This window comes from Clostridium beijerinckii (genome assembly GCA_003129525.1).
GTDB lineage: Bacteria > Bacillota > Clostridia > Clostridiales > Clostridiaceae > Clostridium > Clostridium beijerinckii_D.
The window spans coordinates 4,019,087-4,034,653 of sequence record CP029329.1 but is presented as its reverse complement, the minus strand read 5'-3'; the positions used below and the strand labels follow the sequence as shown (position 1 = coordinate 4,034,653).

Genomic DNA, 15,567 nt, shown 5'->3' with positions numbered 1-15,567 from the left:
AATTTATTAGTAGTGATATTAATTATACAAATGTTAAATATACATCTGGAGGTAAAAAATGAGATTAATAGTTATAGGAGCAGTGGCAGCAGGGACTTCAGCAGCTGCAAAGGCAAGAAGAAATGATGATAATGCAGAAATTATAATTTATGAAAAAGACAGAGATATATCTTATTCAGGCTGTGGATTACCTTATTATATAGGTAAAGAGATAGAAGACATTGGTGAACTAACTCCTAGAAATCCTGCATTTTTCAAGAAAAAATATAATATCGATGTATATGCAGGATATGAAGTATTAAATATAAATCCAGATTCAAAAGAATTAGAAGTGAAAAATCTTAATACAAATGAAGTTTTTAAAGATAAATATGATAAGTTAGTTATAGCTACTGGAGCTTCACCATTTATACCACCAATAGAAGGTATAGATAACAAAAATGTATTCTTCTTAAGAAATGTTCAAAGTGCAAGAAATATAAGAAATTTCATAGATAATAAAAAACCTAAAAATGCAGTAATTGTTGGTACAGGATTTATTGGATTTGAAATGTTAGAAAATTTAATGGGTGATGGAGTAAATGTAACTATAGTTGAAATGCAAAATAAAATAACACCTAATCTTGATGAGGATATGGCTAAGTTTTTAGAAAATGCACTTATAAAAAAGAAAATAAATATATTTAAGAATTCAACCATTACAAAAATAGATGATAAAAATGTTATTTTAAATGATAAGACTGTGCTTAAAAGCGATATGGTAATTATGGCAACAGGAGTTAGACCCAATATAGAGCTAGCAAGAGAAGCAGGAATAGAAATTGGTGTAACTAAAGCTATTAAAGTTACTAATAAAATGCAAACTAACATAACTGATATTTATGCTTGTGGTGATTGTATAGAAACTTTTTCAACTATAACAGGAAAACCAGTGTACAGACCACTTGGTTCTACTGCTAATAAAACTGGTAGAATTGCTGGTGATAATATATCAGGTGGAAATATTGAATATAGAGGAAATCTAAGCACAGGAATATTTAAGTTATTTGATATGACTATTGCAAGTACTGGACTTTCAGAAAAAGAAGCAATAGAAGAAGGCTATGACATTCAAATATGTCACAATATAAAACCAGATAAACCATCATATTTTCATGGTAAAGAAATGGTTATAAAGGCCATTGCAGATAAAAATACAGAAAAAATATTAGGAGTCCAAATCATAGGTTATGAAGGCGTAGATAAAAGAATAGATGTGTTTGCTACTTTAATAACTTATGGAGCTAAGGTAGATGAATTATTTCATTTAGATCTTGCATATGCACCACCATTTTCAACTACTAAAGATCCCGTTCATTATACAGGAATGATATTAAATAATGCATTAAATAATAATAGACCTATAATAACAGCAAAAGAACTTAAGAAACTTGTAGAAAACGATGAAAAAGTTCAAATAGTAGATGCAAGAGTTACTAAACAATATGATGAAGCGCATATAGATAATGCAGTAAATATACCTCATAAAAACCTAAGAGATGTTATGGAAACTTTAGATAAAGATGCAGTAGTAATAACTTATTGTAATAAAGGTGTTACAGGCAATGCAGCTCAAAATATATTTATAAATCATGGATACAAAAAGGTGTATAACCTTTCAGGTGGACACAAGTTTTATAAGGGAAGCAAATAAATTATTGGGAATTGCAAACAATTAACTTTACAAATTATGAATTTTATTAAGTAGAAGTTATATTATTAATTGTTATATGTAAAAGATAAAAATGGAAAGAGGGGATTATATTGAGTAATAAATCATCAAGACTATCATTCTTAGATAGATATTTAACTCTTTGGATATTTGTTGCAATGGCACTAGGAATATTACTTGGATGGGGGGTGCCATCACTCTCAGTAACATTATCAACACTATCTGTAGGTACAACATCAATACCAATAGCAATTGGTCTTATAGTAATGATGTATCCACCATTAGCTAAAGTAAATTATAAGGAACTTGGAAAAGTATTTAAAAATCCTAAAGTTCTAGGATTATCATTAGTACAAAACTGGATTATTGGACCAGTTCTAATGTTTATATTAGCATTTGTATTTTTAAAATCTGACTCGGAATTAATGACTGGACTTATTCTTATAGGACTTGCTAGATGTATCGCTATGGTAATTCTTTGGAACAGCTTAGCAGATGGAGATAGCGAATATGCAGCGGCACTCGTAGCATTTAATTCTATATTTCAAGTAGTCTTCTATTCTGTATTTGCTTATATTTTTATTACAGTATTGCCACCTGTATTTGGACTTACAGGGTTTGAAGTTCATATTTCCATGGGGGAAGTAGCAACGTCGGTTGCAATTTACTTAGGTATTCCTTTTTTACTTGGAATGCTTACTAGACTTATATTAGAACCTAAAATGGGAACAGAATGGTATACAAAAAAGTTTATTCCTAAAATCAGTCCATTAGCTTTAATAGCATTGTTATTTACAATCATAGTAATGTTTATGTTTAAGGGGAAGTATATTGTAGAACTCCCTTTAGATGTTGTTAAGGTAGCAATACCTCTTATAATTTACTTTATAGTAATGTTTTCTATATCGTTTTATATCAGTTATAAATCTGGTATAGACTACCACAAAACTACCACATTATCATTTACAGCTGCTAGTAATAACTTTGAACTAGCAATAGCTGTTGCAGTAGCAGTATTTGGAATTGAGTCAAAGGTAGCCTTTGCAGCAGTAATAGGACCATTAATTGAGGTACCTGTAATGATAGGATTAGTAAATGTAGCATTGTATTGGGGAAGAAAGTATTTTAACTATAACAGGAATACAGAAATTGAATAATTAAAATAAACATTAGTAAAGTTTAGTTGCATATTTAAAAAAGAAATATTAAGAGAAAGTATAAATTTAAACACTTCATATATTTGATAAAACATACAAAAAATATATGATTAAGGTATAAATATTTAAAAGCTAGGATTAAATTTCCTAGCTTTTATTGTATTCTATTTGCGGAATAATCCAAAATGAAGTGCACCCCAAATGTTAGACATATGAGATAATCATATTTAATATTTGGAGGTGCATTTTTCATGGGGAAATATTCAGTATTATTATAGATTGCTATCTTCTTCAATGATTTGCTTGCCATGTTTAGTAAGTATATATTGTTTTTCGCTTCGTGGTGATTTTGATGTGCTAGCATTCATAATCAAATTGCACTCTTCAAGATCCTTTATAGATGATTTTACTATCTTCGAATGTTTATTAGAAAACTTTGAAAGTATATCGAGTTGATTTAATGACTTATCTGGGTAGAGTACATATAAAATTTTCTTGGCATAGAACTTATGACTTGCTTTTATCTTTCCATATAACAAATGATAGAATGTTAATTGTCTAGTATCCATTTAACTCCTTAAATATAATGATTTTACTTAAGTATATGAATAGCTTTATATAGTATATTCATACTTGGGATTAAACATTTGATATTTTTTATTCATGACAATATTAAGGTATATATACTAAGAAATTTTTCCTAATATCCTGAAATACGATTGTAGAGAGATTTAAATGAGAATATTTTTCTAAATAATACTATTAAAGGAATAAAATAAGTCAATTTTTATATAATTAATTAGATAAGAGGAGTGAAAAATATGGATAATAACGTAAATGTGATATTAGAAAAAATAAAGGTATCACCAATAATACAATCTTGTAGAAAATCAATAGTAATATTATCTAGTAATGATGTAAATTTGAGTGCAGAAGATTTTAATAAAGCTGTTGAATATATATGGGAAAATAGTTTAGTTAGAATATTAAAAGTAGAACGCAAAAAAATATATATAATAAAAATATATGCAGATGTTACTCAGTAAATTTCAGAACTCTAGAAATAGGGTTCTTTTTTATGCAATAATTTAGCATTTAATAATGACAGAAAGGGAGCAAATTAATAATTTTAAAAGTAATATTTGTTTAAAGAAAATAATAAAATAAATAGAAATAATTATATAATTGTGAGGGAATATTGAAATTTAGTGGATGGAATAGTTTTGAAGACATGGCAAGAGCGTGTGGATATACTAATGAAAACAATGATAGCTCAGGAGAATCAAACAGCTATTCAACGAATAACTTTAATAATATGGGATGTAATGATATACCAAATGGATTTCAATCTTTAAGTCCTGAATTATTTGTTACAGTAGGAGAAATACTTGGAAACATAATTGCTGGAAATATACCTTTTAATGTCCAAAATGCATTGGGAAATTGGCTTGAACTAGTCGGACAAGTGATTTTGACATATAATACACAACAACAGTATTTTCAAGGCGGACCAGGACGTTATTATAATCCTATGTATTATAATGTAAATAATCCATTTTGTTCAACTAATTCTAATACGTCTCAAAATAGTACTACAAGTAATAATAAGGATTCTAACGAAGATTACGAAAAAACTTCAAATTCTGATTATAATGATAAAATTATTAAAAATCAAAATAAGAAGATTAGAAAGTTAGAATTACAAATAAATGATTTAATATCTGAAATTGATTCAATAAAAGGTACGATTGGAAAATAAAATATCAACATTAAAAAAAACTACATGATGAAGGATTTAAAATATATGAAATTGAAAAATTAATATGTAAAAATTGAGATACCGTATTATTCATAAAAACGAATTTTCGGTATTTTCTTCTACGTAATTCTAATTTTAGCCAAACTGCAGAAAATATGTATAGTACCTAATTAGCATAATCTAAAATAGAGTATAAAATTTATTACCCCATTATAGGATCGTCTTCAGTTGTTGGTGTGGAGTTAGATTTATTAGCTTGTTGCTGCTGTTGTATTGAAGATAAATATTGTTGCTGGGAGGCAACGGTTAACATTAAACAGCCTATACCTACAATAAAGTTTCCAAGAACGTTTAATTCATCAGCAGTTTTGTCTTTTGAAAGTGAGATAGTGATTGCATTTGTTAAGACTAGCAAGTCTTCAGGGGATAGATTATCTAAAAATGTCAAGGTTATACCTCCTATCTGCAAATAGTAACACTTAATAGATAGTATGATTATTATATAAATAATATGATTGTACATTTGAAAGATGCAGTTATTGCAAATGCCATTTTAGATAGAGTTTTAATCTAGCGTTTAGAACTATTTGATGAATATATATAAGGTAATTACATATTAAGAATTAAGACTTATTTATTATAGATGAAGGTCGAAGCATTGTTGATGGGGAACAATTAGTGTCCATTTTATTTAATGAGATGAAAGAGAAGGCTATTCAATTTTCTAGAAAATGGAAGTTGGAAAGTAATAAAAAATAAAATACAATTAAGAAATGGATTGTTATATTATGGAATCAAGGATTGTATTAGAATTGGTAGATTTAGTTATGTATAAAAAATACTAATAAAAAACTTAGTCAGGAAAACAAGAAAAACACCAACCATTTAGATACCTAAATGCTGATGTTTACTTAAATGGTGACCCCTAGGAGAATCGAACTCCTGATTGGGTAAAATAGAAATTATAATCAGTTATAAATCATTATAAGTACCCATTAGGCTAGATAAATAGACGGTTTAGCAATATGGTTAATTATGGTGATTTATTTTTATTTAGAACTTGTGTGGGAAAAGTGTGGGAAAATTTAATGGAGATACTAAGCACGTTATATAAGCTTTCATATCATAAAGTAGTTATATACAAGTAAGAACACATTAAATTCAAAGTTTATTAAAATTTATTTGTTTAGTTTAAAACACAATGGTTTTAGGTTATGATTTCATTAAAGATAGAATTATAAACGAGGTGAATTTATATGGAATTAAAAAAAGATAATATTAACTTATATGATCAATTTATAAAATATTCATATTCAGAGTTAATAGAAAATGTGATTTGCAATTAGGAATGATAGGAAGTACAAATCTTCAAAGTGTAGCGAGAGTTTACTCCTTTTAAAAAAGTTGCTTCGGTTGAAGAATCATTAGAACCATTTTAATATTGGAAATTTTATATATTGCAAAATGAATACTTGAAAGCAAAATAAACTGTCTCAAAATAGAATTTTAATTTCTATTTTGGACAGTTTATTTTTTATTGGTAGGTTGTCTCATATACTATAAATTTCATGGGTAGGTCTTCGAAAAATTTAATGCACAGTCGAAAGACATAAATTTCAATTAAAAATATAATTCAATTTTTCAACAGCATTACTCTTCTCCTTAGGAATAACATGAGTATAAGTATTAGCAGTTATATCTATAGAGCTATGGCCAAGAAGTTCAGATACTGTTTTTAACGGAACTTCATTTTCAAATAATTTAGTTGCAAATGTATGTCTTAATGAATGGAATTTTTTATGTGGTAGTCCAGCTTGCTTGAGTATGTTTTCCCAAGCGTGGGAGAGGTTTGTTACATCAATTAGGGAACCACTTGATGTTGTGAATATATAATCTGAATTTTCATAAGATAATCCACATTTTAATTTGTATCTCTTTTGTTTTAATTTTAAATCATTGAATGCTGATGTTAAGTTGAGTGGAAAAGATACTTCTCTTATGGAACCTTTTGTTTTTGGAACTTGTATTATTTGTTTTCTTTCTTTAGAGCCATCAGCTGCAATTATATAAACTTTTGATAAAGATTTGTTGACTCTTATACTGTAATTTTTTAAGTCTATATCTTCCCAGGTTAATGCCAATAATTCTCCACGTCTAAGACCAGTACCTATAGCTATTAAAATTAATTCTCTATAGACATTATTATCTAAATTGGATATTAAAATATGTAGTTCTTCATCACTAAAATGTTGAACCTCTTCTTTAGATTTTTTCTCTCCAGGTATAACTATTTTCTTACCAATACAAGGATTTTTAGTAAGGTAACCTTCATCAACAGCATAGTTTAAAAATTGTTTTAGTAGTTTATTTAGATTTTCAATTTGATTTTTACTTTTACCTTTTTCAGATAATTTATTGTAGTATCTTTGTATTTGAAGTGCTTTTAGTTCAACTATTTTTATTGAATATATATCACTATCTTTTACATATAACCTATATATACATTCATATTTTTCAAAAGTGGTAGGCTTAATTCTATCAGAAACTCTAACAGTTTCAAAGAGCCAGGTATGCATTAACTTTCCAAGTAGAATATTTCTAGTATCTATATTTAAACCACTTTTAATTCCTAACAAATACTCATCTCTCATAGACTCAGCTTCTGATTTACTCTTTCCGTAGAATTCTTTTCTTATTAATTTACCATTACTATCTCTACCTACTGACGCAGTAGATCTAAAGTAAGATGTTCCATTTTTATTACAATTGGTTTTTACAGCCATAAAATCACTTCCAAATCTTTAGTTTACAATTTTATATTTGATAATCGCATATTCTTTTAAAACTTAAAGATTGTTGAATCCTTAAAAGAATATATAAAAATCTAAATTAGTAAAGAATACTAATTTAAATATTTTTATAAGAGATAAGCAAATTTAAATTTATATATAGTATCTTCAATTTTTTGAATGTTTATTAGTAATCGTAAACAATAAATACATTAATTGCATCTATTAAATTCCATTTGTAATACTGTATCGACTGTGTGTTTACCTACATAATCTAAGGTGTTATATTTATCCAATAAAGATTGTTGTGCCTTTGTTAATGATTGTGTTATCTCTAGTTTTTTTTCTTGCCATCCCATTAAAATCGCAGGAGTTGTTTCTAATATTTCTGCAAGTCTTTCAATTTTATCAGAAGGTACATTTGAAATCACACCACTTTCATATCTTTGAAGTGTTGGTTTACTAATTGATAATTTTTTTGAAACATCATCTAATGTGAGATTTAATTCTAAACGCCTATTTTTAAGATTTTCTTTAAAATCCATATTTATCATCCTCTTATTTTTATATTAGAAATTAATTATATTATAACATTTGTTTCCATATATGCAACAAATTATTCCTAAAAAATGGAATAAAGTTACTTGAAGAGTATTGACAGTAATATACATTAAAGTTATTATATTACTTAATAAGCAATAAGGATGTGATCAGGTGATATTAGTTAATGAATTAAAAGGGAAGATAAGAGCAAAGGGGTACACTCAAGATAAATTGGCAAAAGAATTGGGGATATCTCCAAAAACATTAAGTAATAAACTTAGTAAAGGTGTATTCGGGTCTGATGAAATAGATAAAATGATAAGAATTTTAGAAATTGAGAATCCAATAGAAATTTTTTTTGTTAAGTAGGTTACTTATAAAGTAAAAAATAATTTATAAGATTTAATTATTTTTTATATTAATAATTAAAATATATTTGCATACGGAGGGACAAGCTATGGAAGAAATATTAAAAGAGATTTTAGTTGAGTTAAGAAAAAAAGATATAGAAGAAAAGGAAATTACAGAAGTGAAACTTACTTATTCTCTTAAGGAATGTTCTTATTTGTCTGGAATAGGACTTAATACATTACAAGAAGAAATATCAAAGCAAAATGGTAATTTTCCATTTTTTAAAATAGGAAAAAAGGTAATGGTGGATAGAGGATTATTTCATCAATGGCTTGAGAATATTTCAAAAACTCATCATGAGTTAAGAAGATAATTAATCTAAAGTTACAATTAAAAATCAGTTAACGTGTTTTAATCGGATCTATTAAAGTTAATGTTTCTCTTCATAAAATGATTAATTAACTAAGAACTTGATATAAGATAAATGCATGGAACAAGTATGACGTAAAAAAGTTAAAAATGTTTTTTGTTTAAAGTAAACTTTATTTTAATAGATATTTTTATAGGGAGGAATTGATAGATTGGGTAAATTGGAATCTCTTTTTAAAAGAAAAGATAAAATTGAAGGTATAGATATTGGAGCAATTCTTGGGCTTGATAAGTATAGGAGCATTACAAATGTTTTTGAAGAAAAGACAAAGGTTGTAGAAAATTCTCAAAGAGCTGTTGAAGCTAGATATTGGATAAATACTTTAGAAGAAGTTGTTTCAAGAGAATTTATGATTAGGACTAGAAAGAAAATAAGAAAGAATAATATAAATTCAATTGATAAGGATTATGAATTTATGGCTTCCAATGTTAATCGTAAGATTATTGGTGAAAATTCGATTTTGGACTGTAAATTAATCAATGGAATTGATGAGAATGATATATTTAGTGTAGAATTTTCTAAAAAGTTTGTGATGCAAGCTCAACATGATATGAAGGTAAAAAAAGCAGATAAGTGCTATATAGCAATTCTTATTAATGGTGAAAATTTTATTATTAGAGAAGTTATGAGGGATGAAAACTTGATTTCAAAAATAGTTAAAGTGGAAGAGGAATTTTGGAATAACTATATTGAAAAGAATGTTGAGCCAAAGAAACCATTAAGTTTAGATGAATTAGATTAACGTTCTAAACCTTTTGAAAGAGAGGACTTATAAATGAATTTCATAGTCTTCAAATGCTATATAGATGTTTGTAATTCCATGATGATAATACCATCATGGAAGGGTTTAGAAAGATTTAGATTATTTTGTTTAGGGGAGGGTAAAAAATAGTGGCATATATTAAATGGATTAAATTAGCTACTGGTATGCCTGATGATGAAAAGATGAAATTAATGGATGCTATGCCAGAAAGAGATACTAATCATTACATTTGGATAAGATTACTTGTACAAGCTGGTAAAACTAATTCTGATGGATTTATATTTTTAAGTGAAAATATTCCATATACTGATGAAATGCTAGCTACAATATTTAATAGACCTGTAGAGTCTATTAAACTTGCACTAAAAACTTTATCTGATTTTGAAATGATTGAAATAGCTCCTAACAATATAATTAAAATTATAAATTGGGACAAGCATCAAAACATTGAAGGCATGGAGAGGGTTAGGGCTCAAAATAGGAAAAGAGCTGAAAATCATAGAGAGAAGAAAAAACAAATTGAGAAAACTACTGGAGATAATCACCAAGAGGAAAAACAAAATAATTATGATGTTAAAGTTCAAGAAGATCAAGGTGAAAATTCAAATGTTAAAGCTAAAGATAGTGAAAATATAGTTCCTTTAGACAATTCTGAAGTAAATTCAAAAACTAATATTGAAGAGGATGGAAATGATACTGAAAATACTATGGAAGATTTTATAAGTAACACTAATAGTAATAGTAGTAATAGTGGAATTGCAAAAAATTCTTGTAATGTTACAGAAGATTATTTTAGCGTTACACAAAATCAAAGTAACGTTACAGTAACGGAACAGAATAAGAAAGAGATAGAGAATAAGAAGAAGAATAAGAGAGAGATAGAGAGTAATAATAAAACTGGTGATATAAATAATAAGGGATCAACTCATGATGTTGAGGTAAAAGAGTCAGGTCTCTCTCAAGGGGTAAAAGAATCAAGTCTTGCTAAGAATAAAAACATTAAAGAAAAGCCAATAGCTATAGCAGATGATGATATAAGTTCCAAAGCTATAGAAATTATGACTTATTATGAAAAAATTACAGGTGCAATTGGTGGAATTAATTATGGTGCATTGAGATTAGCTATTGATATGCATGGTGCAGATTCAGTTAAGATGGCTATAAATAAGGCTTTAGAAGTAAACCAAACTGATATGAGATACATTAATGGCATACTTAAAAACTGGAGAAGAGAAGGATATCCAAGTGAAAGGGATGAGAATAAAAATGGGGTTAGAAGCACTGGAAAGAATAACTCAGCAGATAAAAATGAATTTACAGGATTCAAGCCAAAGAAACCACGAAACCTTACAGAAGATGAACGAAAAGGGGCAGAACAAAACCTCATATAAGTGTGATAAATGCGACGATACAGGGTGGATTTTAAAACGGCAAGAGCATATGCAACCTCTGGCTATAACTTGTGAATGTAGGAAAATTGAAAAGATTAAAAATGATTGGAAGTCATGTGGAATTAATACAGAAATGTGTAAACATAAGTTTTCTAATTTTGAAGTATGGAATGCAGCAGCAGAAAGATCTAAAGATACTGCTATAGCTTATTATCAGGATTTTGATGATGTTAGAGGCGGTAGACGAAACAGTATTTTATTTTGCGGACAAGTTGGCAGTGGGAAAACCCATTTGTCAGTTGCTCTTGCAATAAACTTTTTGCAAAAGAAAACTAGAGTTGTCTATATGCCTTATAGGGATGTAATTACAAAGATAAAGCAAAATATGCTAGATACTGAATATTACTCCAAGATGATTTCAAATTATCAATTATGCGAGGTCCTGCTTATTGATGACCTCTTCAAAGGTAAAATTAACGAGAGCGACATAAATATTATGTTTGAGATCATTAATTACAGGTACTTAAACTTTCTGCCAATAATAGTTAGCAGTGAATTTTCTATTGATAGATTGTTAGCTTTTGATGAAGGGGTAGGGTCCAGAATATATGAGATGTGCAAGGATTATGTGGTTGAGATTGAGAAAGATATGAACAATAATTATAGATTAAAATGAATTCGCTACACAATAAATTTAGACTAAAACAAGTTCATTTAGAAATAATTTAGAAGGAGTTTGAGAATATGAAAGAATCAGGGATAGTAAGAAAAGTTGATCCACTTGGGAGAATTGTAATACCAAAAGAAATAAGAAAGGTAATGTCTATTAATGAAGGCGATGCTTTAGAAATAGTCAAAGATAATAATGGAATATTATTAAGAAAATATACTAGAGGATGCATATTTTGTGGTAGTGATGAGAGCATTATTGAATTTAAAGAGATGATTGTTTGCACTAAATGTAAAAAAGGTTTGATAGAAGAATAAGAGGGCGAGTATATAATTAATAAAAATTTGAATGTTAGGGGTATAGTGAAAATGAGTTTAGAATCAGGACAGCTTAGAAAAAAACTTATAAAACAAGAGGAGGTAGATAAGTGAAGGGAGAACAACTGGAACTTATGAGAGTTATTGAATTCCCTAAAAATAAAAATATTGAAGACATTAGATATAAAGAGAAAAAAGAAATTACCAAAAGAGTTATAGATATGCTAAAAGGAGATTTCAGTGTAGTTATAAATGGATCAGAAGATATATTTGAAGAACAAATAAATACAGATACTATTGTAATAACAACTGATAAAGAAGAATTTATTTCAAGACTGAGTATATACAAAGATAGGAAATATCACATTTTAGATGATAAACAATAGTAGCGAATGTGTATATATTTTGCACAACGACAATAAAAAATAGATAAGGCATATTCATGGAATTTGAATTATAAATGATAAATAGTGAATAATTGAGCACTGATAATTCATTACCAAAAAAATATATAAAATTTGTAAAAAAGAAATAAACAAATGGATGGTTTACGAATTTTTAAAGATGACAGATTTGGAGAAATAAGATGGGTAAAAATTAATAATAAAGATTATGCCATTGGGAAAGATGTTGCAAAATGCTTAGGTTATGTTAATCCAAGAGATGCAATTTTAAGACATTGCAAGGGTGTCGTGAAACACGACGTGGGGGTAGTTACTGGAAAGAGGAAAGATGGAACTGATGCTATTCAAAATATAGAAATGAGTGTCATTCCAGAAGGTGATATTTATAGATTAGCGGCAAAATCTGAATTACCAGGGGCAGAAAAGTTTGAAGCATGGATTTTTGATGAGGTATTACCTTGTATACGAAAAACAGGAATGTATGCAACAGATGAATTATTAGATAATCCTGATTTACTTATTGCTGCAGCTACAAAGTTAAAAGAAGAGAGAAAAGCAAGGTTAGAAGCTGAAAAAAAAGTGAAATTACTAGAACCAAAAGCGCAGTTTTACGATGATGTTGCAGGTTCAAAAGATAGTATCGAAATGGGACATGTAGCAAAAGTTCTTGGAATTAAAGGTGTTGGAAGAAATAAATTATTTTCATTGTTAAGAGATAAAAAAGTATTTGATAGAAATAATATTCCTTATCAACAGTATGTAGACAGTGGTTATTTTCGAGTATTAGAGCAAAAGTATACAGTATCTAATGGACAAACAAAGATAAATATAAAAACAATGGTGTTTCAAAAAGGTATAGATTTCATAGGCAGAAAAATTAGAGAGTAATAAATTAACAGATTTTGAGGATAAATCCATAAAAATAGAAGCTCATCCTTTGTAGGACAAGCTTCTATCTTCCAAATTTAGTACTAAGCTACTTCATACTTAGTGACTTTTCTTTCAGTCAATTGAGCAGTACTTTTTGAAACAAGAGCACCTGCAGCTGGTAAGAAAATATTTTTTGCTATTATAGTATCCATTAAAGCATTGGCTTCTACTTGTGTAATAGTAGATTTAACACCATTTATGCTTAAAGTTGACTTCTCACCATATTCAGTTAAAAAGGTCATTGATAATACATATTCCATTTAATTCACCACCTTTCTATACAATTTTCAATGATCAATGATCAATTGATTAAGCATTTTCTAAGTTTGAAGTTACAATAAGTGAAGTATCTCTAGTGCTTGCAGCTAAGACAGCTTTGATAGCTTCTGCTACATCATAGGCATTTTGTTCAACAATATCATTTCTGACATTTGAGAAATTTTTCTTGGAAAAAATTGGATCGCCCGCTTTATCAATCCCTTTTTGAACTTCAATACTAAGAGTAGTTGAATTTATAACTTTAGTTACAGCCATTTGTTTCACATCCTTTCATTTTGTTTTCATAGAGGATATATGTGTGGTCGTGAATTATCACATAAATATTTCAAAAAAAATTGTGATTAGAGTTGGAACAGAATAAAATTATTTATTAAAACTATGATTAAATATCTATAAATAAGGCAAGCATTAGAATAAAAGATTATAGGAGGAATAGAGAAATGGGTATATCAAATAATTTATATAATTTAGCTTTAATTTTATTGGGTGGATCTATTATAACTTTGGTGGTAATTGTATTTTATATTATAGGAATAATAAGATATGCAAAAAAGCAGAGAATACTTATTAAAGAGCTAGCGCAAATAGAGATTAACAATATGAATTATAAAGAAAATATTTAAGTGATTTAAAATGTAGCAGCATAGATGATTGTTGTTACATTTTTTTGATGAGGTTGATATTTAATGTAACTAGATGATGCATGATGTTCGTAATTGGTGTATTAACAGGTAGTCTAATTCAATTAAAGTTGGACTACCTGTTTTTAGTATGCACATATCAACAATTTAGCTTAAAAAAATAATAAGGGAGGTATAGAGTGGATATAGCAACAGTCCTCCAATTGGTAAAAGAAGTATTGGGTATCAAGTCCACCATAAGGGATGGATATCTAACAGCAATTATAAAAGGTGTAATCAAAGAATTAGAAGATGAGAAAGGATTAATCCTTAATGGGGTTAACGATTATCATCTTCTTTTTGTTGTAGACTATGTTGCATGGTGCTATCAAAACAAAGACAATGCTGGTATGCCGAGGCATTTACAATTTAGATTACATAATTTAATTATTCATGTTGGAGGTAGCACCATATGACCTATGATTATGAATTAACATTAATCCAGCAAACTTATACTGAAGATGAAATAGGAAATCAGACTCCAACTGAAATAAAAACTGTAATTTATTGTGGTTTAAAATCTATAGGAAGAACTGAATTTTATAATGCGGTTGCTCATGAATTAAAACCAGAAGTAATTTTTAACATTAATAAATTTGAATATAGTGGGGAACAACTTATTGAGTTTGAGGGTAAAAAGTATAAAATAATCTGCACTTATTCAAATGATTTTGAAAAAATAGAATTGACTTGTGAGAAGGTGATTTAAATTGGCTGAAGTGAAAGATTTATATAAAGAAATAGCTGCAGCAATATCAACTTACACTAATGAAATAACTGAAGGATTGGAAGCTACAAAATTAGAAACTGCAAAGAATGTTGTTAAGATTTTAAAAGACTCTAGTCCTAAAGATACAGGCGGATATGCTAAAGGATGGCGGGTTAGTAAAGTTGGAACCGCTCAAGTAATCCATAATAAAACAGATTATCAATTAACTCATTTATTGGAGCATGGACATTTAAAAGTTGGCGGAGGTAGGGTTGGAGCAAAAGTCCACATTCGACCAGCCGAAGAAAAGGCAATTGAAGATTTTATAAATGGGGTTGAGAAGGTGGTCAAAGGATGACATTATCTGAATTAGTTACTATTTTAAAAACAACAGGGTATCCAGTTGTGTATTCTCATTTCAATGTAAGAGAGAATAACCCAATGCCAGAGCCACCATATATAACTTACATATTTACTTATTCATCAAATATGTATGCAGATAATAAGGTATATAAGAAAATAAATAATATTCAAATTGAATTGTATACAAATAAAAAAGATTTACAAGCAGAAGCAAAGCTTGAAGATATATTGGATTCACATGAAATAACTTATCAAACAAGTGAAACTTTCATTGAATCAGAGAACATATTTCAAAAAGTATATGAAATGAGGGTGATTTAA

General features: G+C 28.1%; 22 protein-coding genes and 1 pseudogene. 17 read left to right on the top strand and 6 right to left on the bottom strand.

The annotated features are described in order from the left end of the window. Positions 1-58 precede the first annotated feature (58 nt). Positions 59-1,693, top strand: a complete 1,635-nt coding sequence (locus DIC82_18205; GenBank protein ID AWK52809.1) for a dehydrogenase — start codon at positions 59-61, stop codon at positions 1,691-1,693. Positions 1,694-1,803: 110 nt separating this feature from the next. Then, positions 1,804-2,868, top strand: coding sequence for an arsenical-resistance protein (arsB, locus tag DIC82_18200; protein ID AWK52808.1), 1,065 nt, complete (start codon positions 1,804-1,806; stop codon positions 2,866-2,868). 272 nt (positions 2,869-3,140) lie between these two features. On the opposite strand, the gene DIC82_18195 is transcribed toward arsB, so the two are convergent. Next, a complete protein-coding gene (locus DIC82_18195; GenBank protein AWK52807.1) occupies positions 3,141-3,437 on the bottom strand; it encodes a hypothetical protein in 297 nt (98 codons plus the stop codon). A 252-nt stretch (positions 3,438-3,689) separates the two neighbouring features. On the opposite strand from DIC82_18195, the gene DIC82_18190 reads away from it, so the two are divergent. Both DIC82_18190 and DIC82_18185 read left to right on the top strand, forming a co-directional pair. Further along, complete coding sequence (locus DIC82_18190) at positions 3,690-3,914, top strand: hypothetical protein (GenBank protein AWK52806.1); 225 nt, start codon at positions 3,690-3,692, stop codon at positions 3,912-3,914. A 152-nt stretch (positions 3,915-4,066) separates the two neighbouring features. After that, entirely contained in the window at positions 4,067-4,627 is a 561-nt protein-coding gene (locus tag DIC82_18185) for a hypothetical protein (protein ID AWK52805.1), read from the top strand. 202 nt (positions 4,628-4,829) lie between these two features. Here DIC82_18185 and DIC82_18180 read toward each other — a convergent pair whose 3' ends face one another. The 3 genes from DIC82_18180 to DIC82_18170 form a co-directional block, all read right to left on the bottom strand. Next, on the bottom strand, positions 4,830-5,075 hold the full coding sequence (locus tag DIC82_18180) for a hypothetical protein (GenBank protein ID AWK52804.1): 246 nt from the start codon (positions 5,073-5,075) through the stop codon (positions 4,830-4,832). A 1,168-nt stretch (positions 5,076-6,243) separates the two neighbouring features. Continuing rightward, positions 6,244-7,410, bottom strand: coding sequence for a recombinase XerC (locus DIC82_18175; GenBank protein AWK52803.1), 1,167 nt, complete (start codon positions 7,408-7,410; stop codon positions 6,244-6,246). A 218-nt stretch (positions 7,411-7,628) separates the two neighbouring features. Next, positions 7,629-7,961, bottom strand: a complete 333-nt coding sequence (locus DIC82_18170; GenBank protein ID AWK52802.1) for an XRE family transcriptional regulator — start codon at positions 7,959-7,961, stop codon at positions 7,629-7,631. 169 nt (positions 7,962-8,130) lie between these two features. Here DIC82_18170 and DIC82_18165 point away from each other — a divergent pair, with 169 nt between their 5' ends. From DIC82_18165 to DIC82_18130, 8 genes and pseudogenes are all read left to right on the top strand, one after another. Then, on the top strand, positions 8,131-8,328 hold the full coding sequence (locus DIC82_18165; protein AWK52801.1) for a DUF739 domain-containing protein: 198 nt from the start codon (positions 8,131-8,133) through the stop codon (positions 8,326-8,328). An 88-nt stretch (positions 8,329-8,416) separates the two neighbouring features. After that, positions 8,417-8,683, top strand: a complete 267-nt coding sequence (locus DIC82_18160; protein ID AWK52800.1) for an excisionase — start codon at positions 8,417-8,419, stop codon at positions 8,681-8,683. Between the two features lie 199 nt (positions 8,684-8,882). Next, positions 8,883-9,482, top strand: coding sequence for a hypothetical protein (locus tag DIC82_18155; protein ID AWK52799.1), 600 nt, complete (start codon positions 8,883-8,885; stop codon positions 9,480-9,482). Between the two features lie 149 nt (positions 9,483-9,631). Further along, positions 9,632-10,894, top strand: a complete 1,263-nt coding sequence (locus tag DIC82_18150) for a phage replisome organizer (GenBank protein ID AWK52798.1) — start codon at positions 9,632-9,634, stop codon at positions 10,892-10,894. A 49-nt stretch (positions 10,895-10,943) separates the two neighbouring features. Then, positions 10,944-11,570: an AAA family ATPase gene (locus DIC82_18145; protein ID AWK53129.1), complete on the top strand. Its 627-nt coding sequence runs from the start codon at positions 10,944-10,946 to the stop codon at positions 11,568-11,570. Between the two features lie 68 nt (positions 11,571-11,638). Further along, complete coding sequence (locus DIC82_18140) at positions 11,639-11,881, top strand: AbrB family transcriptional regulator (GenBank protein AWK52797.1); 243 nt, start codon at positions 11,639-11,641, stop codon at positions 11,879-11,881. Between the two features lie 110 nt (positions 11,882-11,991). Then, positions 11,992-12,267: a hypothetical protein gene (locus tag DIC82_18135; protein ID AWK52796.1), complete on the top strand. Its 276-nt coding sequence runs from the start codon at positions 11,992-11,994 to the stop codon at positions 12,265-12,267. Positions 12,268-12,420: 153 nt separating this feature from the next. Beyond that, positions 12,421-13,173 (top strand): annotated as a pseudogene (locus tag DIC82_18130) (phage antirepressor Ant). Positions 13,174-13,256: 83 nt separating this feature from the next. On the opposite strand, the gene DIC82_18125 reads toward DIC82_18130, so the two are convergent. Together DIC82_18125 and DIC82_18120 are read right to left on the bottom strand one after the other, a co-directional pair. Then, positions 13,257-13,475 (bottom strand): DUF2922 domain-containing protein, encoded by a 219-nt coding sequence (locus DIC82_18125; protein AWK52795.1) that lies wholly within the window; start codon positions 13,473-13,475, stop codon positions 13,257-13,259. A 49-nt stretch (positions 13,476-13,524) separates the two neighbouring features. Further along, positions 13,525-13,749 (bottom strand): hypothetical protein, encoded by a 225-nt coding sequence (locus tag DIC82_18120; protein AWK52794.1) that lies wholly within the window; start codon positions 13,747-13,749, stop codon positions 13,525-13,527. A gap of 185 nt (positions 13,750-13,934) precedes the next feature. Between DIC82_18120 and DIC82_18115 the strand changes: the two genes are divergently transcribed. From DIC82_18115 to DIC82_18095, 5 genes are all read left to right on the top strand, one after another. Beyond that, complete coding sequence (locus tag DIC82_18115) at positions 13,935-14,117, top strand: hypothetical protein (GenBank protein AWK52793.1); 183 nt, start codon at positions 13,935-13,937, stop codon at positions 14,115-14,117. 197 nt (positions 14,118-14,314) lie between these two features. Then, a complete protein-coding gene (locus DIC82_18110) occupies positions 14,315-14,590 on the top strand; it encodes a hypothetical protein (protein AWK52792.1) in 276 nt (91 codons plus the stop codon). Beyond that, a complete protein-coding gene (locus DIC82_18105; GenBank protein ID AWK52791.1) occupies positions 14,587-14,883 on the top strand; it encodes a phage head-tail adapter protein in 297 nt (98 codons plus the stop codon). The genes DIC82_18110 and DIC82_18105 overlap by 4 nt, the downstream gene beginning before the upstream one ends. A 1-nt stretch (position 14,884) precedes the next feature. Further along, positions 14,885-15,241 carry a hypothetical protein gene (locus DIC82_18100; protein AWK52790.1) on the top strand — a complete coding sequence of 119 codons (357 nt, stop codon included), beginning with the start codon at positions 14,885-14,887 and terminating at the stop codon, positions 15,239-15,241. Continuing rightward, entirely contained in the window at positions 15,238-15,567 is a 330-nt protein-coding gene (locus DIC82_18095) for a hypothetical protein (GenBank protein AWK52789.1), read from the top strand. Before DIC82_18100 ends, DIC82_18095 begins: the two co-directional genes overlap by 4 nt.

Coding starts and splice junctions, on each gene's coding strand:
- DIC82_18190 (AWK52806.1), top strand. CDS start 3,690: ATGGATAATAACGTAAATGTGATATTAGAAAAAATAAAGGTATCACCA.
- DIC82_18195 (AWK52807.1), bottom strand. CDS start 3,437: ATGGATACTAGACAATTAACATTCTATCATTTGTTATATGGAAAGATA.
- DIC82_18120 (AWK52794.1), bottom strand. CDS start 13,749: ATGGCTGTAACTAAAGTTATAAATTCAACTACTCTTAGTATTGAAGTT.
- DIC82_18105 (AWK52791.1), top strand. CDS start 14,587: ATGACCTATGATTATGAATTAACATTAATCCAGCAAACTTATACTGAA.
- DIC82_18175 (AWK52803.1), bottom strand. CDS start 7,410: ATGGCTGTAAAAACCAATTGTAATAAAAATGGAACATCTTACTTTAGA.
- DIC82_18095 (AWK52789.1), top strand. CDS start 15,238: ATGACATTATCTGAATTAGTTACTATTTTAAAAACAACAGGGTATCCA.
- DIC82_18115 (AWK52793.1), top strand. CDS start 13,935: ATGGGTATATCAAATAATTTATATAATTTAGCTTTAATTTTATTGGGT.
- DIC82_18160 (AWK52800.1), top strand. CDS start 8,417: ATGGAAGAAATATTAAAAGAGATTTTAGTTGAGTTAAGAAAAAAAGAT.
- DIC82_18125 (AWK52795.1), bottom strand. CDS start 13,475: ATGGAATATGTATTATCAATGACCTTTTTAACTGAATATGGTGAGAAG.
- DIC82_18170 (AWK52802.1), bottom strand. CDS start 7,961: ATGGATTTTAAAGAAAATCTTAAAAATAGGCGTTTAGAATTAAATCTC.
- DIC82_18205 (AWK52809.1), top strand. CDS start 59: ATGAGATTAATAGTTATAGGAGCAGTGGCAGCAGGGACTTCAGCAGCT.
- DIC82_18140 (AWK52797.1), top strand. CDS start 11,639: ATGAAAGAATCAGGGATAGTAAGAAAAGTTGATCCACTTGGGAGAATT.
- DIC82_18145 (AWK53129.1), top strand. CDS start 10,944: ATGCAACCTCTGGCTATAACTTGTGAATGTAGGAAAATTGAAAAGATT.